This window comes from Acidovorax sp. GW821-FHT10E04 (assembly GCF_059415185.1).
In genome coordinates this window covers 295,771-320,925 of sequence record NZ_JBWKMT010000008.1, presented here as the reverse complement: position 1 = coordinate 320,925, position 25,155 = coordinate 295,771, and the positions used below count along the sequence as shown (strand labels likewise).

At 64.5% G+C, this 25,155-nt stretch carries 27 protein-coding genes; 4 read left to right on the top strand and 23 right to left on the bottom strand.

Annotated elements, in window-relative coordinates; all coding sequences use genetic code 11:
* The first annotated feature begins 276 nt into the window (after positions 1-276).
* Positions 277-2,175, top strand: coding sequence for an ATP-binding cassette domain-containing protein (locus AC07OC_RS24190; RefSeq protein WP_218296987.1), 1,899 nt, complete (start codon positions 277-279; stop codon positions 2,173-2,175).
* 82 nt (positions 2,176-2,257) lie between these two features.
* Here the strand turns inward: AC07OC_RS24190 and AC07OC_RS24185 are convergent, their stop codons facing one another.
* From AC07OC_RS24185 to AC07OC_RS24155, 7 genes are all read right to left on the bottom strand, one after another.
* Complete coding sequence (locus tag AC07OC_RS24185) at positions 2,258-3,364, bottom strand: protein-glutamate methylesterase/protein-glutamine glutaminase (RefSeq protein WP_218296986.1); 1,107 nt, start codon at positions 3,362-3,364, stop codon at positions 2,258-2,260.
* Between the two features lie 15 nt (positions 3,365-3,379).
* The gene (cheD, locus tag AC07OC_RS24180) at positions 3,380-4,129 is read right to left on the bottom strand and encodes a chemoreceptor glutamine deamidase CheD (RefSeq protein WP_218296985.1); all 750 of its coding nucleotides are present in this window, start codon (positions 4,127-4,129) and stop codon (positions 3,380-3,382) included.
* Positions 4,130-4,157: 28 nt separating this feature from the next.
* Positions 4,158-5,063: a CheR family methyltransferase gene (locus AC07OC_RS24175; RefSeq protein WP_255591949.1), complete on the bottom strand. Its 906-nt coding sequence runs from the start codon at positions 5,061-5,063 to the stop codon at positions 4,158-4,160.
* Between the two features lie 113 nt (positions 5,064-5,176).
* Positions 5,177-5,665: a chemotaxis protein CheW gene (locus tag AC07OC_RS24170; protein WP_218296984.1), complete on the bottom strand. Its 489-nt coding sequence runs from the start codon at positions 5,663-5,665 to the stop codon at positions 5,177-5,179.
* Between the two features lie 54 nt (positions 5,666-5,719).
* Positions 5,720-7,849, bottom strand: a complete 2,130-nt coding sequence (locus AC07OC_RS24165) for a chemotaxis protein CheA (RefSeq protein ID WP_218296983.1) — start codon at positions 7,847-7,849, stop codon at positions 5,720-5,722.
* A gap of 45 nt (positions 7,850-7,894) precedes the next feature.
* The gene (locus AC07OC_RS24160) at positions 7,895-8,257 is read right to left on the bottom strand and encodes a response regulator (protein WP_056173069.1); all 363 of its coding nucleotides are present in this window, start codon (positions 8,255-8,257) and stop codon (positions 7,895-7,897) included.
* A gap of 49 nt (positions 8,258-8,306) precedes the next feature.
* Positions 8,307-8,753 (bottom strand): hypothetical protein, encoded by a 447-nt coding sequence (locus AC07OC_RS24155; RefSeq protein ID WP_218296982.1) that lies wholly within the window; start codon positions 8,751-8,753, stop codon positions 8,307-8,309.
* Between the two features lie 187 nt (positions 8,754-8,940).
* Here AC07OC_RS24155 and AC07OC_RS24150 point away from each other — a divergent pair, with 187 nt between their 5' ends.
* Together AC07OC_RS24150 and AC07OC_RS24145 are read left to right on the top strand one after the other, a co-directional pair.
* On the top strand, positions 8,941-10,050 hold the full coding sequence (locus AC07OC_RS24150; RefSeq protein WP_218296981.1) for a hybrid sensor histidine kinase/response regulator: 1,110 nt from the start codon (positions 8,941-8,943) through the stop codon (positions 10,048-10,050).
* Positions 10,047-10,676, top strand: coding sequence for a response regulator (locus AC07OC_RS24145; protein ID WP_218296980.1), 630 nt, complete (start codon positions 10,047-10,049; stop codon positions 10,674-10,676). The genes AC07OC_RS24150 and AC07OC_RS24145 overlap by 4 nt, the downstream gene beginning before the upstream one ends.
* Before the next feature lie 28 nt (positions 10,677-10,704).
* On the opposite strand, the gene fliR is transcribed toward AC07OC_RS24145, so the two are convergent.
* From fliR to fliF, 13 genes are all read right to left on the bottom strand, one after another.
* Positions 10,705-11,475 (bottom strand): flagellar biosynthetic protein FliR, encoded by a 771-nt coding sequence (fliR, locus tag AC07OC_RS24140; protein WP_218296979.1) that lies wholly within the window; start codon positions 11,473-11,475, stop codon positions 10,705-10,707.
* 76 nt (positions 11,476-11,551) lie between these two features.
* Positions 11,552-11,821 carry a flagellar biosynthesis protein FliQ gene (fliQ, locus tag AC07OC_RS24135; protein WP_218296978.1) on the bottom strand — a complete coding sequence of 90 codons (270 nt, stop codon included), beginning with the start codon at positions 11,819-11,821 and terminating at the stop codon, positions 11,552-11,554.
* A gap of 11 nt (positions 11,822-11,832) precedes the next feature.
* Positions 11,833-12,603, bottom strand: a complete 771-nt coding sequence (gene fliP / locus AC07OC_RS24130; protein ID WP_218296977.1) for a flagellar type III secretion system pore protein FliP — start codon at positions 12,601-12,603, stop codon at positions 11,833-11,835.
* Positions 12,596-12,952, bottom strand: coding sequence for a FliO/MopB family protein (locus AC07OC_RS24125; RefSeq protein ID WP_218296976.1), 357 nt, complete (start codon positions 12,950-12,952; stop codon positions 12,596-12,598). Before AC07OC_RS24125 ends, fliP begins: the two co-directional genes overlap by 8 nt.
* A 7-nt stretch (positions 12,953-12,959) precedes the next feature.
* Positions 12,960-13,397, bottom strand: a complete 438-nt coding sequence (gene fliN, locus AC07OC_RS24120) for a flagellar motor switch protein FliN (protein WP_218296975.1) — start codon at positions 13,395-13,397, stop codon at positions 12,960-12,962.
* Positions 13,387-14,391 (bottom strand): flagellar motor switch protein FliM, encoded by a 1,005-nt coding sequence (fliM, locus tag AC07OC_RS24115; protein WP_010466026.1) that lies wholly within the window; start codon positions 14,389-14,391, stop codon positions 13,387-13,389. The genes fliN and fliM overlap by 11 nt, the downstream gene beginning before the upstream one ends.
* An 18-nt stretch (positions 14,392-14,409) precedes the next feature.
* Positions 14,410-14,985, bottom strand: coding sequence for a flagellar basal body-associated FliL family protein (locus AC07OC_RS24110; protein WP_218296974.1), 576 nt, complete (start codon positions 14,983-14,985; stop codon positions 14,410-14,412).
* A gap of 236 nt (positions 14,986-15,221) precedes the next feature.
* The gene (locus tag AC07OC_RS24105; protein ID WP_304505107.1) at positions 15,222-16,583 is read right to left on the bottom strand and encodes a flagellar hook-length control protein FliK; all 1,362 of its coding nucleotides are present in this window, start codon (positions 16,581-16,583) and stop codon (positions 15,222-15,224) included.
* A gap of 5 nt (positions 16,584-16,588) precedes the next feature.
* The gene (fliJ, locus tag AC07OC_RS24100) at positions 16,589-17,050 is read right to left on the bottom strand and encodes a flagellar export protein FliJ (protein WP_218296973.1); all 462 of its coding nucleotides are present in this window, start codon (positions 17,048-17,050) and stop codon (positions 16,589-16,591) included.
* Between the two features lie 19 nt (positions 17,051-17,069).
* A complete protein-coding gene (gene fliI / locus AC07OC_RS24095) occupies positions 17,070-18,464 on the bottom strand; it encodes a flagellar protein export ATPase FliI (protein WP_218341830.1) in 1,395 nt (464 codons plus the stop codon).
* Positions 18,454-19,176, bottom strand: a complete 723-nt coding sequence (locus AC07OC_RS24090; protein ID WP_218341829.1) for a FliH/SctL family protein — start codon at positions 19,174-19,176, stop codon at positions 18,454-18,456. The genes fliI and AC07OC_RS24090 overlap by 11 nt, the downstream gene beginning before the upstream one ends.
* On the bottom strand, positions 19,160-20,155 hold the full coding sequence (gene fliG / locus AC07OC_RS24085; protein WP_218296970.1) for a flagellar motor switch protein FliG: 996 nt from the start codon (positions 20,153-20,155) through the stop codon (positions 19,160-19,162). Before fliG ends, AC07OC_RS24090 begins: the two co-directional genes overlap by 17 nt.
* 27 nt (positions 20,156-20,182) lie before the next feature.
* On the bottom strand, positions 20,183-21,874 hold the full coding sequence (gene fliF, locus AC07OC_RS24080; protein ID WP_218341828.1) for a flagellar basal-body MS-ring/collar protein FliF: 1,692 nt from the start codon (positions 21,872-21,874) through the stop codon (positions 20,183-20,185).
* Between the two features lie 173 nt (positions 21,875-22,047).
* Here fliF and fliE point away from each other — a divergent pair, with 173 nt between their 5' ends.
* Positions 22,048-22,359 (top strand): flagellar hook-basal body complex protein FliE, encoded by a 312-nt coding sequence (gene fliE, locus AC07OC_RS24075; RefSeq protein ID WP_218296968.1) that lies wholly within the window; start codon positions 22,048-22,050, stop codon positions 22,357-22,359.
* A gap of 413 nt (positions 22,360-22,772) precedes the next feature.
* On the opposite strand, the gene AC07OC_RS24070 is transcribed toward fliE, so the two are convergent.
* The 3 genes from AC07OC_RS24070 to fliD all read right to left on the bottom strand — a co-directional run bounded on the left by AC07OC_RS24070 (position 22,773) and on the right by fliD (position 25,026).
* Positions 22,773-23,072, bottom strand: a complete 300-nt coding sequence (locus tag AC07OC_RS24070) for a flagellar protein FliT (RefSeq protein ID WP_063461658.1) — start codon at positions 23,070-23,072, stop codon at positions 22,773-22,775.
* Positions 23,073-23,075: 3 nt separating this feature from the next.
* Complete coding sequence (fliS, locus tag AC07OC_RS24065; protein ID WP_218296967.1) at positions 23,076-23,522, bottom strand: flagellar export chaperone FliS; 447 nt, start codon at positions 23,520-23,522, stop codon at positions 23,076-23,078.
* A 61-nt stretch (positions 23,523-23,583) separates the two neighbouring features.
* Positions 23,584-25,026 carry a flagellar filament capping protein FliD gene (gene fliD, locus AC07OC_RS24060; RefSeq protein WP_218341827.1) on the bottom strand — a complete coding sequence of 481 codons (1,443 nt, stop codon included), beginning with the start codon at positions 25,024-25,026 and terminating at the stop codon, positions 23,584-23,586.
* Positions 25,027-25,155: the final 129 nt, after the last annotated feature.

Genomic DNA, 25,155 nt, shown 5'->3' with positions numbered 1-25,155 from the left:
AACCTCCAGCGCCCCGCATCTCTGCAGCACCGCCTCAGTAGCGAAGCCCTCGACTATAGCATGAGTTCGGAGGGCAAAGGGAAAGCTGATCAATTCTTTCCTGAAGGCCTTCTCCAACCTGCGCTCCGTGCAGGCTCCGGCCACGCCACGACCACTGCGCCTCCTTGCGGTCCTCTATTAAAGGGGGAGAAAACACATCCAGTGGGGATGCGAGCGCCCCGCCCAGTTCTGCCCCATCGCCGGCAACACTACCCTCCCCCCGATAATCCTGCCCTTATGGCACTTATCACCTTACTGGACGCCCAACTCGCATTTGGGCATGTTGCACTGCTGGACCACGCCGGCTTTTCCCTGGAGACTGCCGAGCGCGTGGGACTGATCGGGCGCAATGGCGCGGGCAAGTCCTCGCTGCTCAAGATTCTCGGGGGGCTGGCCAAACCAGACGACGGCTCACTGCAGGTACAACAGGGCGTGCGCATTGCCTTCGTGGCCCAGGAACCCTCTCTGGATTCCACCGCCACCATCTTCAAGTCCGCGTCCGAAGGATTGCAGCGCGTCATTGCCATCCGTGACCAGTACCTGTCGGGTGCGGAAGGCCTGGACCTCGATGCCCTGCAATCCGAAATTGAAGCCTACGACGCCTGGAACTGGGAACAGCGGGTAGAGGAAACACTGCAGCGCCTGCATCTGGATCCGGATGCCGTTGTGGGCACGTTGTCAGGGGGGACCAAGAAGCGTGTGGCACTCGCACAAGCGCTGGTAGCCCGCCCGGACGTCCTGTTGCTGGATGAGCCCACCAACCATCTGGACCTCGACTCCATCGAATGGCTTGAAGACCTTCTGCTTGATTTTCCAGGCAGTGTGGTCACCATCACCCATGACCGGTCGTTCCTGGACCGCGTTGCCACCCGCATCGTGGAGCTTGATCGTGGGCAGTTGCGCTCCTACCCCGGCAACTTCGCGCAATACCAGATACAAAAGGAGGATCAGCTGGCCCAGGAAGCCGTCATTTCCGCCAAGGCCGACAAACTCCTCGCCCAGGAGGAAGTCTGGATTCGCCGCGGCGTCGAGGCGCGCCGCACCCGCAGTCAGAGCCGCATCAGCCGCCTGGAGCACCTGCGCGCGCGCCGCGAGGCCCGCCGGGAAGTGGTGGGCAGCGTTCGCATGGACGTGGCGACCGGCAGTTCCAGCGGGTATCAAGGCAAGATCGTCGCGGAGCTCAACGGTGTGGGCAAATCCTTCGGCGACAAGACCATTGTGCGCAACTTCACCGGAACGATCCTGCGCGGCGACAAGGTGGGCTTGATAGGACCCAACGGCGCAGGCAAAACCACCTTGCTCAAGATGATTCTCGGGGAGCTGGCACCCGACGAAGGCACCATCCGCCAAGGCGCCAATCTGCAGGTCGCGTATTTCGACCAGATGCGCCATGCCGTCAACCTGGATGCCACGCTGGAGGACTTCATCAGCCCAGGCAGCGAATGGATCGAAATCGGCAACCAGCGCAAGCATGTCAAGAGCTACCTGAGCGACTTCCTGTTCTCTCCGGCCCGCGCGCATTCCCCTGTCCGCTCGCTGTCGGGCGGCGAGCGCAACCGGCTGCTGCTGGCCCGGCTGTTCGCGCGTCCCGCGAATGTCCTGGTACTGGATGAGCCCACCAATGACCTGGACATCGACACCCTCGATCTTCTGGAGGAGCTGCTGGAGAACTACGAAGGTACCGTGTTCCTCGTCAGCCATGACCGGACTTTTCTCGACAACGTGGTCACCAGCACCATCGCCTTCGAGGGCGACGGCCTGTGGCGGGAATATGAAGGTGGCGTGCAGGACTGGTTGCAGCAATCCAAGCGCAGCCGGGCACTCCAGGCCTCCCCCGCGCCCGGCCAGAAGGCTGGCCGAGAGAATTTGAGCGAAAATCCGGCTCAGGCCTCATCCAGCAAGCGCGAGCCGCTATCAAAAAAGAAGCTTAGCTACAAGGAACAGCGTGAGCTCGACCAGTTGCCTGCACAGATCGCCGGACTCGAAGCAGAGCAGCAGGAACTGCAGGACGCTCTGGCGGATGGCACCCTGTACAGCGCCGACCCCGCACGGGCCGCCGCCATGACTACGCGGGCCGGGGCCATCGAGGAAGAGTTGATGGCTGCACTGGAACGCTGGACGGCCCTGTCCGCCTGAGGCACCAAGGCACCGGGCACAAGCAGGACCGCGCTGCTCTGTCGCCAAAATGCGCGGCCTGCAACGCAGGCGTGCCCGGCCATCAGATCCGGTGGTGCAGCCGATCCGTCGCGCCCCGCAAACGCGTAATCAATGCGGAGGCGATCTGCCCCAGCGGCAGAACCTCATCCGCGGCGCCGTGGGCAATGGCTTCGCGCGGCATGCCAAATACGATGCAGCTGGCTTCATCCTGCACGTAGTTGTAGCTGCCGGCATCCTTCATCTCTTTCATCGCCGCCGCGCCATCGTTGCCCATTCCAGTGAGCATGATGCCGAAGGCATTGCGCCCCACCACGGCAGCGGCCGACTTGAACAGCACCTCGACCGAGGGCTTGTGGCGATTCACCGGCGGGCCATCATCCACCACGGCAACATAGTTGGCGCCACTGCGGGCCACGTGGAACTGGGTTCCCCCCGGAGCGATGTAGGCATGGCCAGGCAGGATGCGTTCGCCGTTCACGGCTTCCTTGACCGTGATCTGGCACAAGCCATTGAGGCGGGCCGCGAAGCTGGTGGTGAAACCCGGGGGCATATGCTGGGTGATGACAATGGCGGGCGAATCCGCCGGCATCTGCACCAGCACCTCCTTGATGGCCTCGGTACCGCCGGTGGATGCCCCGATGCAAATCAGTTTTTCGGTGGACAGGCGCCCCAGGAGCGCCGACGCGGGCATGGCAGGCGCTGCACCTGCACCACTCCCCGCACCGCCAGCGGCGGTGGTTTCGCGAGCGGGCGCGCGGCGAACCTGCGCCACCGCGGCCACGCGGATCTTGTCCACGATCTGGGTGGCCAGATCGTTGAGGCCGCTGGCCAGGCCGACACGGGGCTTGGCCACAAAATCCACCGCGCCCAGTTCCAGCGCCTTCATCGTCACTTCAGCGCCCCGCTCCGTCAGCGTGGAAATCATCACCACCGGCATCGGTCGCAAGCGCATCAACCGCCCCAGGAAGTCGATGCCGTCCATGCGTGGCATCTCGACATCCAGTGTGATGACATCGGGATTGAGCTCGCGGATCATCTCGCGCGCCACCAAGGGATCATTGGCCGTGCCGATGCACTCCATGTCCCGCTGCCGGTTGATGATCTCGGACAGCAGACTGCGGACCAACGCCGAATCGTCCACCACGATCACCCGGATTTTCCTGCTCATTAACTCACGCCTTCCTCAAAACAGATCGACAGAACCGCCCGAGGTGGTCTTGGCCACGGTGGCGGCATTGCCGCGCACTTCCTGGGCCACCAAGGCCTCGGGATGTGCGTGCGCCAACCGCTTGACCATGGCTTTCCCTGTGATGGGGAAAAAAACCACCTTGCGCGGATAGATATCCAGCACATCCTCGGAGACGATGGGAATACGCTCCGTGTGAAGGTAGTTCAAAACAAAATTGGTGTTGCGCTCACCGACATTCATGGTCGTGAAGTTGTGCATGACCTGCGCCCCGCCAAAAATCTTGGCCTGCATGGTTTCGCGGCGGGCTCCGAGCTTGAGCATCTCGTTGATCAGCAATTCCATGGCGTACGAGCCATAGCGCCCCGAGGCATCCCCCACATCGCCATCGGGCAGCATGAAATGATTCATGCCTCCTATGCGCGCACGGCTGTCCCACAGGCAGGCGGCAATGCATGACCCCAGCACGGTCATGATGACCATGTTCTCGTCGGCGACAAAATATTCGCCCGGAAGGACCTTCACGGCATTGTGCTGAAAGTGATGGTCCAGATAAAAGAAGGAAGCCTCCCCGGGTTTGCGGCTGTGCGCCTTGAGCTCCTGCAGCGAAGACTCCCGGGCCGGCCCTGACCCGGCGGCATAGATGTCCGCGCTCAGGGGGGCGATGCGGGGAGCACGGCGCCGCTCGGACATGCCAGGCGCGGCAACGGCCGAAGAAGGGGATGAGCCTGATGGAGTGGTGGTCATGTGTGCTCGGTGCTAGGCAACATGCGGGTCAGCGACGCTCGTACACCGTTTTGCCACGCAGCGTAAACAGGTCCCTGGACTCGCTGAAGTTCTCGGCATGCCCTACAAACAGCATGCCGCCGGGCTTGAGGACCCTGTGGATCCTCTCCAGCACCCGCCGCTGCGTGGGTGCGTCAAAGTAGATCATCACGTTGCGGCAAAAAACCACATCGAAGGGCTCTTTGAACGGCCAGTCGTCCCGGATGAGGTTCACACTCATGAAATCAATGGCACGCCGCAGTTCCGGCTTGGCCCGCACCATGCCCAGATTGGCCCCCTTGCCCCGCAGAAAGAACTTCTGCAGGCGCTCCGGGCTCAGGCCTTTGAGGCTGTCGAGGCGGTACACCCCCTGCGCTGCCGTCGCCAGCACGCGGGAATCGATGTCGCTGGCGGTCAGCTTGAAAGACGCGTTGGCCCCCAGCGCCTCGAACGCCGTCATCACGATGGAATAGGGTTCTTCTCCGGTAGAGGCGGCATTGCACCAGACCCGCCAGCCAGTCGATGGCCTGCTGCGCAGATGCGAGGCGAATATCTCGAAATGGTGCTGTTCGCGGAAGAAGGCCGTGAGGTTGGTGGTGAGCGCATTGATGAACTCCTGCCACTCCGGACCGTCATGCGTCTCAAGCCATCCGAGATAGTCGTGAAAACTGTTGTGCCCCGTGTCACGCAAACGGCGCGAAAGGCGGCTGTACACCATGGCGTGCTTGCCGTCGTGCAAGCTGATGCCCGCGCGCTGATAGATCAGCGCCTGCACCCGCGCGAAATCCGCATTGGTCCAGACAAACTCGCGCCCCTGGGCCAGCGGCCCCGAGGGGGCAGCCGCGGCGGCATAGGCCGGATCCACCCTGGCGGTGGTGGGCCGGGCCGTGGGGAATGCACTGGTGGGTTGGGCCATATTGATCGTCCGACGGGAAATCCTGTTCGCTCCAAGAGACCTGCTAGCCACACCCGCCATCTGCTGGCAGGTGCTGGATCCACCACTGGTGTGACGGTTGCGCCCTATTCGCCCTATTCGTTGGCGGTCACCAGCCCCATGTCCACACCGGACATGAGTTTCTCGATGTCCAGCAGAATCAGCATGCGCTCACCCACCGACCCGAGCCCGAGGATGCAGCTGTTGTCGATGGCGCTTTCAATATCCGGTGCAGAGCGAATGCTCTCGGGCGTCAGTTCCATCACATCACTGACGGAGTCCACCACGATTCCGACCACCCGGTTGCGGAGGTTCAAGATGATGACCACCGTGAAGCTGTTGTAGTCCGCCTGCGCGCAGTTGAACTTGAGGCGCATGTCGACAATGGGCACGATCGTGCCACGCAGGTTCACGACGCCCTTGATGAAACTGGGGGCGTTCGCAATCCGTGTCGGTGGCTCATAGCCACGGATCTCCTGCACCTTCAGGATATCGATGCCGTACTCTTCCTGGTCGAGGCGGAACGTCAGATATTCGCGGGTGCCCGTTGGCACCGCCTCTGCGGTTTTACCCATCACACTCATGGTGAATTCTCCTTTCGTGACAGCGCCCTGCCCTTCGGGCACGGCTGCTCAAATCTAGTGGCGCGCCCGCCGCACCAGCCCGCCCGTATCCAGGATGAGCGCCACCGTGCCGTCGCCCAGAATGGTGGCGCCCGACACGTTGGGGACCTTGCGGTAGTTCGATTCCAGGTTCTTGACCACCACCTGGTGCTGGCCCAGCAGCTCATCCACCAGCAGCGCAACACGGCTGCCATCCGCTTCCACGACCACCATGATGTTGCTGGACTTGTTGGGGTCAAAACGCGGCACCTGGAAGATCTTTTCCAGCGCGATTACCGGCATGTATTCGTCGCGCACCTTCACCAGTTGCGATCCCTGTGCCACGGTGCTCACATCGTCCGCGTTGACCTGGAAGGACTCCACGACGGAAGACAGAGGCAGGATGTAGACCTCGTCGCTCACCCCCACGGACATGCCATCCATGATGGCCAGCGTCAACGGCAGGCGCACGGAAACCTTCATTCCGTAACCCTCGGCCGAGTCAATCTCCACCGACCCGTTGAGCGCCGCGATATTGCGCTTGACAACGTCCATGCCCACGCCACGCCCGGACACGTCGGTCACCTCGTCGGCGGTGGAAAAGCCTGGTGCAAAGATCAGTTGCCAGACCTCCGCATCGCTCATCTGCTCGGACACTTCGATGCCGCGCTCCTGCGCCTTGCTGAGGATCTTCTCGCGCGAGAGGCCACGGCCATCGTCGCGCACCTCGATCACGATCGATCCGCCCTGGTGCGAGGCCGACAGCGTGATGGTCCCGTGTTCCGACTTGCCCTTGGCCAAGCGGTCCGCCGGCATCTCGATCCCGTGGTCGCAGCTGTTGCGCACCAGGTGTGTCAGCGGATCGGTGATCTTCTCGACCAGCCCCTTGTCCAGTTCGGTGGCCTCGCCCAGCGTCACCAGTTCGACCTTCTTGCCCAGCTTGTTCGCCAAGTCCCGCAGCATGCGGGGGAAGCGGCTGAAGACGATGGACATCGGAATCATGCGGATCGACATGACCGATTCCTGCAGGTCGCGCGTGTTGCGATCCAGGTCGGCCAGCCCCGCCAGCAGCTGCTGGTAGGCGCCTGCATCCAGCCCCCGGCTGTTCTGCGCGAGCATCGCCTGGGTGATCACAAGTTCACCCACCAGGTTGATGAGCTGGTCGACCTTTTTCACGTCCACGCGAATCGTCGTGGACTCCATCTGCGCCTGCATGGCGACCTTGGGCTCCGCAGCCTTGGGGGCCGCAGCCTTGGGCGCTTGTGCGGGGGCCTGCGCTGCCGCCCGGGGCGCATCGGTACCGGGAGCACCCGGCGCATCGCTGAAGAAGCCGTACGCCTCGCCTCCGGCGGCATCCGCGGCGACCACGACATCGTCGTCCGCGTCCTCCGGGGCTGCAGCCGCTGCTGCAGCGGCCTCACGGATGAGGACCTGCTCCTTGGACACATGGAAGGCGAACAGGTCGAGCAGATCATCGTTGGTGGAGGTGGTCTCCACCGCGAACAGCCGCGTGTTGGGCTGGGTGCTTTCCATGTCCCGGATGGCACCGAGCCCGGGAATATCCCGGAACAGTTCCTTGATGGCATCGGCCTGCTGCGGCCGCTCCAGCGGGCCGATCTGGATTTCCAGTGCACGCGCCTGTCCGGCGACTGCGGGCGTCACCGCCTTGGGCGCCGGAGCCGCTACCTGCGGGGCTGGCGCAGGTGGCGGTGGTGCCACGGCGGGCGCGTCGCTGGGGACGAGCCCCGCAGCAAGCTCACTGATGCGGCGCACCAGCGACGTGGTGGAGACAGCCTCTCCCTGGCCTCCGGCCTGATGGCGGGCCAGCAAGCTGCGGGATGCATCGGCGGACTCCAGCAGCACGTCCACCATCTGGGGAACGGGTTGCAGCTCATGGCGGCGCAACCGGTCCAGCAAGGACTCCATCTGGTGCGTCAGCTCCGCCACGTCCGAAAAACCAAAGGTGGCCGAGCCACCCTTGATGGAATGGGCGCACCGGAAGATGCCGTTGAGCTCTTCATCATTGGCGCTGCTCAGATCCAGATCCAGGAGCATCTGCTCCATCTGGTCCAGGTTTTCGCCCGCTTCCTCGAAAAAGATCTGATAGAACTGGCTCAGGTCGAAGTCAGCGCCTGCTCCCGATCCTTCTTGGTAGGTTTCCGCCATCGTGGGCTCCTGTGTACTTGGTGGTCCGGGCCAATCCAATCCGGCTCAGCGGATCACTTTCTGAATGACTTCGATCAGGCGATTGGGATCAAAAGGCTTGACCAGCCAGCCCGTCGCCCCGGCCGTGCGCCCGGCCTGCTTCATCTGATCGCTCGACTCGGTGGTGAGGATCAGGATCGGGATGGTCTTGAATTTGGGGTTCTCGCGCAGTTTGCGCGTCAATCCGATACCGTCCAGGCGCGGCATGTTCTGGTCGGCCAGGACCAGATCAATGTCATGGCTCTCGGCCTTCTCAAGGGCATCCTGCCCATCCACCGCCTCCACAACGTGGTAGCCGGCACCCGTGAGAGTGAACGACACCATTTTCCGCATGGACGGTGAATCATCTACGGCTAGGATCGATTGCATGTAAGGCTCCAACTGACTTGAATATATAGGTTAACCAGTGACGTGAAGATCAGAACAGGTCCACGGAACCGGCATCCATCTCGCTTTGCGTGACGGGGTTGGGCCGGTCCGGCGCCATCTCTGCAAATGGCGCTGCTTCTTCACCATCTTCATTGCCCATGGCCTCGGAGGCCAAGCGGAAAGCGCATCCTTGAAGCACCTTGGTCGTGTGCCAGATCAACTGGGACGCCATATCCTGGAACTGCAATTCGGTCACGGCGCTGCGCAGCGCGGCCCGAGCGGCCACCAGCTCCGGAGAATCGGCCACAGCCGCGTCCGTCAGCACGGCATTGGCCTCTCCAAAACGTTCCAGCAGGTTGTCGGTGGCATGGCTGAGCAGGCCTTCCAGGCGATGCAGGTCATGCATCACGACCAGCAACGAATCCTGCAGCTCTGCCGCCACCATGACGGGAACCTGGACAGCAGGTCCTCCAGACGTTGTTAGCGTAGATTGCATCGTTTCTCCATCGCAGCACGCAGCAGCAAAGCACGCAAAAATCCCAGGACTACGATATCTGCACAAAAGCCCAAAGCAAAGGCATGCGCACCATGGTGTCGGCATCCATTGGACGCTGACGCTGAAACCATCCCAATCGGACAAACACCCTTGTTTGTTCCAATTTGTATCCTATGATAGCGCTCCTATGGTCACCATAGCACCAGACCAGACCCTCAGCATCCTGCATCTTGAAGATTCACTGGCGGACCATGAGCTGACCGCCTTGACCCTGCGGCGGTCCGGGCTCCATTGCCATCTCCATCAGGTCGACTCGCTTGCCGACTTCCAGCGGCTGACCGATACCCAGGCTTTTGACATCATCCTGGCAGATTACCGCCTGCCAGGCTTTACCGCGCTGGACGCATGGACGCATGTGGCGCAAAAGCCGCAGCACCCCCCTTTTGTGCTGCTGTCCGGCGCCATCGGCGAGGCAGCCGCCGTGGACGCCATCCGCCTGGGCATCGCAGACTACCTGCTCAAGGACGACCTGCAGCGCCTGCCCCATGTGATCGCACGCGCTCTGGAGGTCCACGACGCCCGCAAGGCGCGCGAACAGGCCGTGGCGCAGCTGGAGGCGTCCGAACGCCGGCTGGCGGAACTGACAGAACACCTGCAAACATCGATCGAGCAGGAACGCGCATCCATCGCCCGAGAAATTCATGACGACATCGGCGGCGCATTGACGGCCGTGAGGTTCGATGTGGCATGGATCGGACGCCACAGCACGGCCCCGGCGATGCAGGAACACGCGGCGTCGGCGGCCGAGATGCTGCAGCACGCCATCGAGGCGAGCCAGCGGATCATGATGAACCTGCGCCCGCCGATCCTCGAACAGGGGCTGGTGGCAGCCGTTCAGTGGCTTGCCGCCGGCTTCGAGCGCCGCTCGGGCATACCGGCTCCGGTCGTGACCAGCAGCGAGACCATCCACGCTCCGCCGGATATCCAGCTGGCGGCCTACCGCACCGCGCAGGAAGCGCTGACCAATATTTCCAAACATGCCCATCCAGGCACTGTGCGTATCGATCTCTCCGACAAGGAGGGCGTCCTGACGCTGGAGGTCACCGACGATGGCCGGGGCATCGATCCGCAAATGCTCGACAAGCCCAAGGCCTTCGGGCTCAAGGGCCTGCATGAACGCGCCCGGACTGTCGGGGGGTGGCTGGATATCAGCAGCCGGCCCGGCCAGGGCACCTCCGTGATCCTTTCCATACCGCTAACATCGCACCCATCACCAGCCCCAGGAGATGTGCAGTGATTCATGTGGTCCTGTGCGATGACCATGCCGTTCTGCGGCGCGGAATACGCGACACGCTGGCCGACGCCCCCGATATCCAGGTGACTGGAGAGGCCGGGGGATATTCCGAGCTGCGCGAGGTGCTGCGCTCGGCAGCCTGCGATGTGCTGCTGCTGGACCTGAACATGCCGGGGCGCAGCGGCCTTGAGGTGCTGGCCAGCCTGCGCGAGACGCACTCCGCCATCAAGGTGCTGGTGGTGTCCATGTACCCGGAAGACCAGTACGCCCTGCGCTGCCTGAAGGCCGGCGCCCAGGGATACGCCAACAAGGCAGGGGATCCGGTCGAATTGATTGCGGCCGTGCGCACCGTCATGCAGGGGCGCAAGTACCTCACGGCAGAGGTTGCCCAGATGCTGGCGGACAGCCTGGCACAGCCCACGCCGGAGGCGCCGCATGCGGCGCTGTCCGAGCGGGAGTTGCAGACACTGGTCAAGATTGCCTCCGGCCGCAGGCTGTCGGACATCGCCGAGGAGTTGATGCTCAGCCCCAAGACCGTGAGCGTGTACCGTTCGCGCGTGCTGGAGAAGCTGAAGCTCTCGAACAACGCGGAACTCACCGTCTACGCCATCCGCAACCAGCTGGTCTGAGACGGCCTGCCCACCCCCTCTTTCCCCACTATCGCTGCGTGGCAAAGAGATCGACCGCCTGCTGCATCAGCGCCAGCACGGGTTGCTCCAGCAGCGGAAGCGTGGCCACGATGCCCAGCATGCCCACGGTCAACGTCACCGGGAACCCCACGGCATAGATGTTCATCTGCGGCGCCACCCGCGAAATGATGCCCAGCGTCAAGTTGACGAACAGCAGGAGCGCGATCATGGGCAGCGCGATCCACAGCGCACTGGAAAACAGGGACGAACCCAGCTCGTAAATGCGCATCTGCCCAAGGGCCTGCAGGAAGTTGCCATCGACCGGAAAGCGGTCAAAACTCTTCACCACGGCCATCAGGATCAGCAGATGGCCATTGATCACCACAAAGAGCAGCATGGACATGTGTCCAAAAAAGCGGGCTACCGCACTGATCTGGGCATTCGAAGAGGGGTCGAAAAATGATGCGAAATTCAACCCCATCTGCAACCCGATGATTTCGCCCGCCAGCTCCACGGCCGCAAACACCAGCCGGACGGAAAACCCGATCGCAAGCCCCACGGCCACTTGCTGGGCCACGGCTCCGAATGCCTCGCGCCCGTTGACGCTGATGACCGGTTGATTCACCAGCACGCCCTGGGCGCACAGCGCCACCAGGAACGCCAGTCCGATCTTGACGCGCATGGGTATCGTCCGCATGGAAAACACTGGCGCGACCGAGAAGACGGCGAGCACGCGCAAGAATGGCCACAGGATGGGAGACAGCCAGGCCATCAGCTGGGCTTCGGAGAAAGTGATCACGCGATCCCCGATGGGCAGCCAGAAATGGGGCTGGCGAACAAAGGGTGCGGCGCGAAGCGCAAGGCCGTGCCCCGCACTAGCCGATCATCGACGGAATGGACTCGATCGTCCGGCGGATAAAGTCCACCAGGGTACTGAGCATCCAGGGCCCTGCGATCGCAAAAACCACCATCGCGGCGATCAGCTTGGGAACAAAGGCCAGTGTCGCCTCATGGATCTGCGTGACCGCCTGGAAAATGCTCACGATCAGACCCACCGCCATCACGGCACCGAGCACCGGCATCGAAATCATCAGCAGCAGCGTCAAGGCGTCGCGCCCGATGGTCAGCACCATTTGCGAAGTCATCGCCCACTCCTTCAGGGAACAAAACTGGCAGCCAGCGAGCCGATCAGCAAATTCCAGCCGTCCGCCAGCACAAACAGCATGAGCTTGAACGGCAGTGCCACCAGCACCGGAGACAGCATCATCATGCCCAAGGACATGAGGATGCTCGACACCACCATGTCGATCACCAGAAACGGGATGAAGATCATGAAGCCGATCTGAAATGCCGATTTCAGTTCGCTGGTGACAAAGGCTGGCACCAGCACCCGCAGCGGCGCGGTTTCCGCCGTCACGCTCGCATCCAGGCGCGCCAGCCGGGAAAAGAGGGCGAAATCGGATTGCCGGGTCTGCTTGAGCATGAAGCTGCGCATCGGCGCCTCGGCCTTGACCAGGGCCTGTTCGAAGCTGATGGTGTTGTTGGTGTAAGGCACATAGGCGTCCTGGTACACCCGGTCCAGGGTGGGCCCCATCACGAAGAAGGTGAGAAACAGCGACAGTCCGATGATGACCTGGTTGGGCGGCGCCGACTGGGTACCCAGCGCCTGGCGCAGGAGAGACAAAACGATCACGATGCGCGTGAAGCCCGTCATCATGAGCAGAACCGCCGGCAGGAAGGACAGGGCCGTGAAGAACAGCAGGGTCTGGATGGGCACCGAATAGCTGTTGCCCGAAGGGCCGCTGCCCACCACCAATGGCAGCGCGCCCGCGGAGGCCTGCGCGGCGGCCGTGCCATGCACCATGGCGCCCAGGGAGGCCACCGCAGCCAGCAGCAGCACACGACGCACCCGTGAAGCCTCAGCCATGGGAAGGACTTCCAGGCGCGTTGACGGCCGACGCAACCGCGTGCGCGAAAGATGGTTCCGCCTTGGGCGCCGCGGAAGGCATGCTGGCGGCAACGGCCGGCAGCACGTGCAGGCAGCTCACCTGCTGCGCGGTCACGCCAAGAACCAGCCAGGTCCGCGCGTGTTCCGGCCCCACCTCCACGGTGACCACGCGCTGCTGGGGACCCACGGCCACGGCGGAGAGCACGCGGGAAGCCGCTCCAGCCCCCAGGCCGGCGGTGGCGTGGCGCTGCTGCAGCCGGCGGACCAGCCAGGGCAGCAACGCCATGGCGCCCACGAAAAGGACGACCACCACCAGCGTCTGGGTCATGCTGCCACTATCCACGGCTGACCCGCCGAAGGCGCTCGGAAGGGGTCACCACGTCCGTGAGGCGGATACCGAACTTGTCATTGACCACGACGACCTCGCCCTGCGCGATGAGATAGCCATTCACCAGGACGTCCATGGGCTCGCCCGCGAGCGCGTCGAGCTCCACCACCGAGCCTTGGGCCAGCTGAAGGATGTACTTGATCGGCACCTTGGTGCGCCCGAGCTCCACCGACAGCTGGACCGGAATGTCCAGCACCATGTTGATGTCGTTGACCGTGCCATCCCCGCCGCCAGAGAAAGGGCGCACGGGGTCGCCGGAGAGCGGGCCGCCCTGCTCGGCATCGCCGGGCTTGTCCTCGGTCCGCTTTTGCTCCTCGAGCGCCTCGGCCCAACCCGCAAAGGGGTCATCCGCCGCGCCGTCCTTGTTATCTTCTTCAGTTGACATCTTTTTCTCCCAGCCAGCTCATGTCGGCATTGCGCAGGCATTCTTCGATACGAATGGCGTACTTGGAATTGTGCGTTCCGTACTGGCATTCAAAAATAGGCACGCCCCCGATCGACGCGCGGATGCGGGGCTCGCGGTCGAGCTCGATGAAATCGCCAGGCTTCATGGCCAGCAATTGCTCCACCGTGGCATCAGCGCGGGCCAGTTCAGCCACCAGCGTCACTTCGGCGGCCTGGATTTCCCGGGTCAGCACGCGCACCCAGCGGCGATCCACCTCGATGGAATCGCCCTGTGTGGACGAATACAGCACGTCGCGGATGGGCTCCAGCGTCGCGTAGGGCATGCAGATATGGATCGCCCCCGAAAGGTCGCCGATTTCCAGCTGAAAGGCCGTGGACACGACGATTTCGCTGGGCGTGGCGATGTTGGCGAACTGCGGCTGCATTTCCGAGCGCTGGTATTCGAGCTCCAGGGGGTAGATCCCCTGCCACGCCTTCTTGTATTCGGCGCAGATCACATCCACCAGGCGGTTGATGACCCGTTGCTCCGTGGGCGAGAAGTCCCGCCCCTCGATCCGAGTCTGGAACTTGCCCACGCCGCCGTACAGCGTGTCAATGATGCCGAACACGAGCGAGGGTTCGCACACGATCAGCCCGCTGCCGCGCAGCGGACGGATGGCCACGATGTTGAAATTCGTGGGGACCGCAAGCTCCCGCAGGAAGGCGCTGTAGCGCTGCACGGACACGGTGCCCACCGAGATCTCGGGGCTGCGGCGGATGAAATTGAACAGGCCGATGCGGAAGTTGCGCGCGAACCGCTCATTGACGATTTCCATCGTCGGCATCCGTCCACGGACGATGCGCTCCTGGCTGGAAATGTCGTAGTTGCGTACGGAACCCGCCTCCGCCACTTCCTCGACCGATTTCTGGCTCTCGCCAGTAACCCCTTCGAGAAGGGCATCGACCTCTTCCTGCGAAAGAAATGAATCACTCATGACTGGTCCTTGCCCGGGTCACTGGATGATGAAGCTGGAGAAAAGCACCCGGTGCACCGGGTTGCGCTCCGTGCGCCGGCGCGCGGGGCGTTCATCTTCGTCGCCGTCCTTGTCGGCCGCCGCGGCACGCGCGCGGTCGCGTTCCGTGGCAACCGGATAGCCCAGGGGACGCGAGACTTCGCGCAGGATATCGGAGGCCAGTTTTTCCTTGCCTTCCCTTTGCAGCAATTCGGCGGAGGTCCGCTGGGAAATCAGCATCAGGATGCCACTGCGGATGGTGGGCAGGTACAGCTTCACCTGTTCCGCCGTCTTGGCATCTTCCAGCTCCAGGGTAATGCCGATCTGTGCAAACCGGTCGCCACCGGGGTCCGCCAGGTTCACCACCATGTTCTCCATGGGCAGGAAGGTGGGAGCCACCTTGGGGGCCTCCTTGCGGGCCGGCGCAGCCCCTTCCTCGTCTTCGGCGTGGGAGCGGCTGGAAATCAGCCAGGCCGCCACCCCGCCGCCAATCACCAGCACCGCCACAACGCCGATGATGATGATGAGCATCTTCTTGCTTTTGGCCGGAGCCGCTGCGGGGGTATTGGCTGACACGATGCGGATTCCTTGGTGGGAGACGGGCCGTACCCACGCAATCAATGGGCGGACAAGACCGGATGGCCCATTATTGGGCGATGCTGCGACCAATAATAGCCAGAATAAAAGCCCAAAACCATGGCATTCGCAGCGCTATCCCGATTGCAGGTCACCCGCCAGGAGCTGTGAGCCGGCAATGCGCCCACGGCGCGGCGCATGCGGGGCGGGCCGAAGGTTCCCGCCGCCATGCGGACTCACACAAAGATGTCCACGGCACGGTCTGGCGCGCCGCCACCGCCGCGCAGCGGCGAGGCCATGCCCACCGGCGTGGCGGCCACCACCTGCGCCTGGCGTGACCCATCGCGGCGGCCCTGCCGTTCGGGGTCGGCCGCATTTTCACGTTGTCCGGCCGACGTGCCGACCGACATGCCCGAGAGCACCAGCCCCTCGCTGCGCAGCAACTCGCTCAATTGCGCCATGCTCCGGTCCAGCATGTCGCGGGTCTGCGGCTGGTCGCTGCGGAAAGTCACATGGGCCTCATTGCCCGACAGCGACACCGACACCTCGACGGGCTGCCCGTCGCGGTTGAGCGTCAGCTCCGCATTCTGAGTCTTCTGGTTGATCCAGTACGTCACCTGCTCGGCGACCTGGTCCTCCATGCCGGCCTGGGCAGGATCGCCAAACGCCGCGGCGCCATCGACGGCCGCTCCTGGCTCCACGGGCGCCACGCCCCCGCCATTGTCGAACCATGCGCCGGCATCCCCCCGCCCTTCGCCAGGGCGGCCGCCATTGCCGGCGGCCTCCCCACCCCGTGCGGGCGCTGCAGCCGCCAGCAGGTCGCCCGCCATCGCTGCGCCGTTGGCCACCAGGTCGCCGGCCCCGGCAGCCGCGCTCCGATCGGGGGCGCCCGCAACCGGCAGGCCCGCCGCCATGCGCTCGCTGGCGGCCTGCACCGTCGCCACGGCCGCCATGTGGTGCCCTTGCGTCGGCAGCGCCACATCGCCCGCCCGGGCCCGGCCCAGGGACATTTCTGCGGAATCCGCCCTTTGGGCCAATGCAGTTTGCATGCGCGAGAAAGCCCGGCCGAACGCTGCGGCACCGGCCTGTGGTGCCCCGCCCTTGAGGTCCGCGGAAGCGTCGAGCATGGCCGTTTCGGCCACCATGCCCTGTGGCAGGCCGTCCACGCCCGGCACACCAGCCGCCAACGGGTTCGCCCCTGCCTGGGCGCCCGCGCCGGGCATCCCCGAGCCTGCCGCCGTTCCATCTTGCACTGCAATGCGAAGGCCGGTGCCCTGCCCCGCCGCCGCCCCGGCGGCATCGCCCCGCACAGCGGCGTCGGGCGCCAGCAATCCCTGCCATGCCGCCAGGGCCGAAGCATCCAGGGCATCCTTCGCGGCATCGGCGGGCAACCCATCGGCCGGCGCCGCGCCGGCGGACGGCAGGTCCAGCGGCCCGGCGTCCCCCGGGGCAGCAGCATCCCCGAGCGCTGCCAGCAGGGCCAGAAAGCCGCTGGGGGCGGCACTGTGGGCGTCGTCCGGCGCCTGCGCCGTGGACCGGGTCCGCGCGGCGTGGGCCGGCTGGGTGCCCTGGGGAGAAGAAATTCTTGCTTGTTCCATTGTCACTACTCCCGGCCCGCAGAGCCTTGCATCGCACTTCGGTACTGCAGGGCAGCCCGTTCATCGGTTTGTTTCTGATCTCTTCGCATTTCAGCCCGCTCCAGGTCGTGGCGCCGCTTCTCCATGACCTTGCGCAGGCTGGCCAGCCGCAGTTCCGCCTCCAGCAGGCTGCGCCGGGCCGCCTCCACCCGGTTGGCATGGTCACCCACCACCCCGGTCTGGACACCCGCCGCATGTCCCAAACGGTCCATGAACTGGTAGTGGTGGTACATCACCTCGGGCTTCATCGTGGTGTCGGCCTTCATGCCCCAGCGCGCTTGCGTTTCACGGGCATAGTCTTCGAGCTGGTCGAGCTGGGCGCGTGCCGCCTGCTGCGCTGCCTGCGTGTCCTGCAGCACCTTGCGCGCGTCGTCCCGCTTGCGGGAAGCCACCTCGACGGCGACGGACAGCGAATTGAGGCTGGACATGGCTGGCGATCCGCTGTGTTCAGTGGTCCAGCACCGCCGCCATGCCCGCGACGCTCTGGTCCATGGAGGCCGCCTCGAACATGTCCTGCTGCAGGAACCCCGCCATCTGCGGCTGCAGACGGATGGCCTCGTCCAGCGCCGGATCGGAGCCGCTCATATAGGCGCCCACCTGCACCAGATCGCGGCTTTTCTGGTAGCGCGAATACACCGCCCGAAAGCGCCGCGCCAGGTCGAAATGCCCGCGCGACACCACGTTGTGCATCACGCGCGACGCGGATTGCTCGATGTCGATGGCGGGGAAATGGCCCGTCTCGGCCAGCGCGCGCGAGAGCACGATGTGGCCATCCAGGATGGCGCGCGCCGCGTCGGCGATGGGGTCCTGCTGGTCATCCCCTTCCGAGAGCACTGTATAGAAGGCCGTGATGGACCCGACGCCATGCAGTCCGTTGCCGCTGCGCTCCACGAGTTGAGGGAGCTTGGCGAAACAGGAGGGCGGATAGCCTTTGGTGGCAGGGGGTTCGCCAATGGCCAGCGCGATTTCGCGCTGGGCCATCGCATAGCGGGTCAATGAATCCATGAGCAGCAGCACATGCTTGCCCTTGTCGCGGAAATGCTCGGCCACGGCCGTGGCATAGGCCGCGCCCTGCATGCGCAGCAGGGGGGGGGCGTCCGCCGGAGCGGCCACCACGACCGAGCGCGCGCGGCCGTCTTCGCCCAGGATGTCCTCGACGAATTCCTTGACTTCGCGCCCCCGCTCGCCAATCAGCCCCACCACGATCACGTCGGCGCGGGTGTAGCGGGCCATCATGCCCAGCAGGACGCTCTTGCCCACCCCAGAGCCTGCGAACAGGCCCAGGCGCTGGCCGCGCCCCACCGTGAGCAGGGCGTTGATGGCGCGCACGCCGGTGTCCAGCGATTCGCGCACGGGATCGCGGTCCATGGCATTGATCTGGCGGCGCCCCATGGGCTCGGACACCACGTCCTGCACCGGCCCGCCATGGTCCAGCGGCAGGCCCTGCGCGTCCACCACCCGTCCGAGCAGGCCCTCGCCCATGGGCAAGCGCAGCACACCGGCGCGCTGGATGGCCCGCGCGGGCTCGCCCAGACGCGGCATGGGAATGTAGGGCGCCGCCGGCACCACGCTCGCGCCGCTGGACAGCCCGTGGATGTCTCCCGCGGGCATCAGAAACGCGCGATCGGCGGAGAACCCCACCACCTCGGCCAGCACCGGGGCATGGCCCGGCATCTGGACCATGCACTGCGAGCCCACCGGCACGCGGATGCCCACGGCCTCCAGCACCAGGCCTGTCAGCCGCGTCAGGGTGCCGCGTGTTTCCAGCGGAGCGCCCTCGGCAACACGCTCGCGCGCATCCTCGATGAGGCGTGTCCAGGCGGCGGGGGCTTCAACGCTCATCGCCGCCCTCCTCCTGCCAGGGCGACTGGAGGCCCAGCGCCGCGATGGCGCGCTGCCAGCGCTTGTCCAGGCTGCCATCCACCACGGTGCCCGCAGACTCGACCAGACAGCCGCCTGGCGGTACTGCGGCATCGGCCAGCCATTGCACCCCCGGCGCATCCATCTCCTCGCGCAGGGGCTGGGCCATCGCCTCCATGTCGGCGGGATTCAACCGGACCATCGCGGGCCGGCCTTCGGTCACCAGCATGCCCACGGCCTCCCGCACCACGGGCTGCAGGGCATTGGGGTTGACGGACAGCTCCTGGCGCACCACCTGGCGTGCGATGTCGCACGCCAGTTCCAGCAGCTGCTGGGCCATCTGCTGCTGCATGTCGATCAGGCTCGCGTCCAGCGTCTGCATCACACCCTGAAGGCGCAGGGCGGCTTCGTTCCCTTGCTGCGCGATGTAGTCATCCATGCGGCGCTGCCACTCCAGTGCCGTTTGGGCCTGGCCCTGGGCAAAGCCCTCGGCATACGCGTCGTCACACGCCTGCTGGACCAGCGCCTGCTGCGCGGCCTCGTCTATTTCGACCGGAATCTCGGCCACGGGCTCTGGTTCTGGCTCGACGAGGTCGGAGCCATCCACGGCGCCAAACTTCCACTGTGTGAAATCGCCGACTTCCTCGCTGGGGATGAAGCGCGAGTACGAACGCTGGCTAGACGAAGGCATCATCACCGCCGGATCCAATCACGATCTGACCCTCGTCGGACAGGCGACGCACGGTCTTGAGAATTTCCTTCTGCTGGGCCTCGACTTCGGACAGCCGCATCGGGCCGCGCGATTCGAGGTCTTCCCGCAGCGCTTCGGAAGCACGCGAGGACATGTTCGAGAGGAACTTCTCGCGCAACTCCGGCACCGCTCCCTTGAGCGCTACGATGAGCGTTTCGGAAGCCACTTCCTTGAGCACGGTCTGGATCGCCTTGTCGTCGAGCTTGAGCACGTCCTCGAACACGAACATCTTGTCCATGATCTTCTGGGCCAGGTCGGGGTCGTAGCCGCGGATGGACTCCAGCACCACGGCATCCATGTTGCCGCCCAGCAGGTTGATGATCTCGGCCGCTGCCTTGACGCCGCCGAGCGAGCTCTTGCGGATCTTGTCGCCGCCGGCCAGCACCTTGAACAGCACCTCGTTGAGGTCCTTGAGCGCCGTCGGCTGTATGCCTTCGAGCGTGGCCACGCGCAACAGAATTTCACTGCGCTGGCGGTCCGTGAGGTGCATCAGGATGCCCGATGCCTGGTCGCTGTCCAGGTGCACCAGGATGGCCGCGACGATCTGGGGATGTTCGTTGCGCAGCAACTCGGCCACGGACAGCGGGTCCATCCACTTCAGGCTTTCGATGCCCGAGACGTCGCCCCCCTGCAGGATGCGGTCGATGAGCAGCCCGGCCTTGTCATCCCCCAGCGCACGCCGCAGCACGGCGCGCACGTAGTTGCCGGTATCCGACACCAGAAGGCTCTGCGCCGCCGCCGCGTTGGAGAACTTGTTGATGACCTCGTCCACCTTGTCGCGCGACACCGAGCGCATGCGCGCAATGGTTTCGCCGAGCTTCTGCACTTCCTTGGGCGAGAAATGCTTGAACACTTCGGCCGCCTCTTCCTCGCCGAGGGACATCAGCATGATGGCTGCGTCGTTGAGTCCTTGGTCGTCCATGGTCGTCGTCGTCCGTGATGTCGGCGGTCAGACTGGCTCGCCGTTGAGCCAGGTCTTCAGGATATTGGCCACGGCCACAGGGTTCTCCTTGGCCAGCACCCGCGCCTCTTCCAGGCGCAGCTGCTCCGGCGTGGCGGGAAGCACTTCGTTCTTCGCGGCGGGCGCAGGCAGCGCGGGGCGCTCGGGTGTTTCGGACTCCACGGCGTCGAGCTGGCCGCCGGCCACCGGGATGGCGCGGGGCTTGGCAGCGGCGCCGCCCTTGAGCGCCGGCCGCACCAGGCCCAGCAGCACCAGGGCCGCGAACAGAACCGCACCCACTGGCCAGGCGAAGGTCTTGGCCAGTTCGATCACTTCAGGCTGTTTCCACAGCGGAACGTCGTTGGCAGGCGTCGCGTCCACCTGGAACGGGGTGTTCATGAGGTTGACCGAGTCGCCACGATCCCGGTTGAAGCCAATGGTTTCGCGCACCAGGGCGGTCATCTGCTCGAGCTGCTCTGGCGTGAGCGCCTTGGATACCGTCTTGCCCTTGTCCTCGGCGGACTGGTAGTTCACGACCACCGCCGCACTCACCCGCTTGAGGGCGCCGCTGCCGCCACGCGTCACGCGCACGGTCTTGTCCACTTCGTAATTGGTGATGGATTCGCGCTTGCTCGCCGCTGCCTGCGCACCCTGGGCCTGCTGGCCCGCCGCCGTGGGTGCCGGATTGGCGCCGTTGATGGGCGCCGCAGCAGGAGCGGGAGGCTGGTTGGTCGTGGCGCCCGGCACGCCCGTGGGCAGCGGATTGCCCTGCGGACCGGAGCTTTCCACGATCTGCTGGCTGCGGATGGCGCTGGCATCGGTGGCGAGGTTGGGGCGGTGCTGCTCGGACGTGGATTCGGTCTGGGTGAAGTCCACCTCGGCCGTCACCTGCGCCTTGACGTTGTTGCGGCCCACCACGGGTTCCAGGATGTCCAGGATCCGGCGGGTGTACTGCTGCTCGATCTGCTGCACATACAGCAGTTGCTGCGCGTCGACCCCGGTTCCGGCGGCGCCATCGGGCGATTGGGACAGCAGCTTGCCCGTGTCGTCCAGCACGCTCACGGCGGAGGGCGCCAGTTCCGGCACGCTGGAGGCGACCAGGTGCACGATGCCCGCCAGCTGGGCACGGTCGAGCACGCGGCCGGGATGCAGGCTCACCAGCACGGAGGCCGAGGGTTTTTGCTGCTCCCGGAAAAAGCCATTCTGATTGGGAAGCGCCAGGTGCACGCGCGCGCCCTGCACGGACGACAGCGCCTGGATGGAGCGGGTGAGTTCACCCTCCAGGCCCCGCTGGAAGTTCAGGCGTTCCTGAAACTGCGTCATTCCGAATTTGCTGGACTCCATCAGCTCGAAGCCCGCCACGGAACCCTTGGGCAGGCCCTGGGTGGCCAGGCGCAGGCGCACGTCATGCACGCGGTCCGCGGGGATCAGGATCGCACCGCCGCCGTCGGCATGCTTGTAGGGCACGTTCATCTGCGACAGCTGGGCGACGATGGCACCGCCATCCTTGTCGTTCAGGTTGGCGAACAGCACCCGGTAGTCGGGCTGGCGCCCCAGCACGATGGCCGCAATGGCCGCCGCCACCAGGAGTGCCGCACCCACGCCCAGCCGCATGCGCTGCGCCCTGTCCAGGGCAGACAGCCGCTGCAGCCAGTTCGGGCCGGCAGGGGGAGTGAGAGGAACTTCAGCAACTGCAGACATCTTGCTTTCCAGTAGGGCAGGCCCGACAAGGACCAAAGCGTGGGGTCGATTATTCGGCCACGCCCTCAAAATGTTCGCTGGATAAGCCGCGCGTTTGGCCATCAATTCAGAGCGATGGGCGGGGGCGCGATGGCTAGGATACGCAGCATACCCCCATTCCCACGGACACCGCCATGGACCTTCGCATCTCAAGCTCTACCGCCCCGCTCACGGGCGCTGGCGTGGCGCGCCGTGCTGCGGCGCCGCAAAACGACGCCAATGAAGTGGGTTTTTCAGGGGCGCTCAAAGGCGCGCTCCAGTCGGTCAGTGCGGCCCAGAACCGTGCCAGCGACCTGCAGACGGAAGTCCAGATGGAGAACCCCTCCGTCAGCCTCGAGGAAACCATGGTGGCGATCCAGAAGGCCCAGATCGGATTCCAGGCCACGCTGCACGTGCGCAACCGGATGGTGCAGGCCTATACCGACATCATGAACATGCAGGTATAGCAGGGGCGCTCCCCTGAGGCGCTGCGCGCCTTCCCCTCGCTCTCACAGCGCTGCGCGCTGTGGGCAAGGGGACGATGCCGTCGCTGCGGGGCGGCCCTTGCTGGGCATCCCTCGCGGGGGGCGCGCCGGTATCTGGCAGCGCAGGTCTGCGCTTACTCCTGATTTTGTAGCTGCTTGCGCTTTATGGATAAGCGCTACAGGCACTTTTTACTCCGTAAAAGACACGCCACACTCTCAGCACAGGGAGCTCCGCGACGCATCGCTGGCCGTGGCAGCTTCGTGACAAGCGTCAGGAATCAGCTGCTCTCAACTTAATAGCTGCTTGCGCCTGATGGACAAGCGGTAGCGCCGTATTTCATCCATGAAAAAGCCGACCTCGCGGGGTCGGCTTTGTCTGGGGCTTGGCGCATGCCTCAATGCATCATCTGCGGCTGGCCTTCGAACAGGTGTTCGAACTGCGCCAGCCAGGGCTCGGCCAGGCAACGGATCTGGGCATCGTTGCGCAGGATGCGCTGCATGATGCGGGTCTTTTCGCGCCGGTGCTCTGGCAGCAGTTCGTGTTCCTGCGACTTGAAGCGCAGTTGCTCGATCAGCACGGCACAGGCTCCTTCATAGCGCACCACGCCATCCCAGTCCTTGAGCCTGGCGGCCTCCAGCATCTTGGCGCTGCTGTCTTCGATCGCCTTGTAGTAGTCAATCAGCATGTGGGACATGGTTCAGGCCTCCACCAGTGCTGGCTGCCCCGGGGTGGCGGCCTCCGCGACGGCGCCCGATTGCTTGATCTGGCTCCAGCCCTGCGCCACCGGCTCGATCAGGCGCATGACCTCCTGCATCATGGCATCGTCGTTGCGGGCATTCGCCAGGATCAGGCGGTGCAGGCAGTAGTCATACAAGGCTCCCAGGTTCTGGGCCAGCTCCCCGCCATCCACCTTGTCGAGCGCCGTGCTCAGCCCCTCTTCAATGATGCGGACGGCCTTGGAGATATTGTTGACCTTGCCCAGCACGTCGCCGCGCGCCATGGCACCCCGCGCCGTGGCGATGGAGTTCAGGACACCTTCATACAGCAGGCTGACCAGCTGGTGCTGGTCCATCGTGTGCATGCTGGTTTCTACATTGATACGCTGATAAGCGTTGGCTGCACGGGGGCTATAGGCGCTGAACATGCTGGCAATCCTTGCGATGTATTACTTTAGTTATCGGCTACAGCCAGAAAAACTGAAGCGGTCAGCCCGAGGATTTATTCCAGGTGGTCACCTGCTGCGAGATATACGCATTGAGCGCATTCAGGCTCGACATCTTTGTATCAAGGGCGGTGTAGCGCGCCGTCAGGCTCTTTTCCAGGCGGTCCGCACGATCGTTGATCGTCTCCACGTCCTTGGCATTGAGCTTGAGGGATTGCTCGTAGATTTTTGCCTTGCTGGCGAAGAACCCGTCGTTTGCGAGCAGCTTGGTCGTGACCGCCTTGAATTTTCCGGCGAACCCGTCCTCCACGCTGCCGCCCTCCGGCCCCCGGAAGAAAGCCTTGACGTCGTCGGCGTTTTCCATGGCCTTGTTGAACTTGGTCGCGTCGAGCGTCAGGTTGCCGGTGGGCGCCACGTTGCCGAGCCCGCCCTCCGAGACCACTCCCACGGCAGACAGATTGCGCAGCGCGCCCGAGCTGTTCACGGACTGCAGCGCCATGCGCAAGGTGTTTTGCAAGGTCACCGCCGCGCTATCCCCCTGCAGCAACCCCGCCGTTTTGGTGCCCTGGTCGTACTTGGTGACCTCATTCAACGCCTGATTGATGGCGTTGTATGCGCTCACGAAGGCCTCGATGTTCTTCTTCACGGCAGAGTTGTCCTTGGCCACCGTCACCGCCACGTCGCCCGTGGTGACCTGCAGCGCCGTGAACGTCACGCCCGACACGGTATCGGCAAAGGCATTCGTTGCCGAAGTGACGGCAACGCCGTTGACGGTCGCGTTCGCGTTCGCCGCATACTCCGTCACGCCGCCCACCACGAGCCGCGACAAGCCCGCACCGTCCGCCAGGTTGCCGTCGGCGTCCGCCGCGCTCATCCGGTAGCCGGCATCCTCGCCCGTTGTCTTGCTGCGCAGCATCAGGCGCTCGCCGGAGGCATCGCTCAGCACGGTGGCCGTCACGCCGGCCTTCGAGCCATTGATCTTGCTGGCGACGTCCGCCAGCGTATCCGTGGCGCTGACGTCCACATTGACTGCGCCCGCGCTGCCCATTGTGAAGACCTTGGGCTCGCCGGACCACTTGCCCGTTTCAAAGGTCAGCGTGCCCGCCCCGACGGCCTGCTTGACGGGCGACAACGCCACGGAGATGGAGGACTGCGCCTTGGCCAGGTTCTGCACCTGCACATTGAATGACGTCGCCGCGGCGCCGCCCACGGCGGAGACCGACACGGCTTCCGGCTTGGCGGAGGTCGCGCTCACCCCGTTCCAGCCCGTGACGCTGGCGAGCTTGCTGGCGGCATCGGCCAGCGTGGAGACCAGGGATTTGAACTGGCCGAAGGCAGACACCTTCGCATTCGTGATGGCCGCCTGCTGGTTCAGGCCGTTGGTCTTGGTGATGGGGATCTTCACGGCGTCGACCGAAGCCTTGATCAGCCCATTGACGTCCACGTTGCCGCCCAGGCCGATGCCTATCGATGAAAAGCTAGCCATATCCCACCTCCTGAATCCGTGTCGGGTTGAATCGCCAGAAATTATCCAGGCCTTTGGCTTGTTGCATCCAGCCGATAAGCACCCAAGAAAGCCACCAATCTACCGCGTTGCAGCCCGATTGGCAAAAAG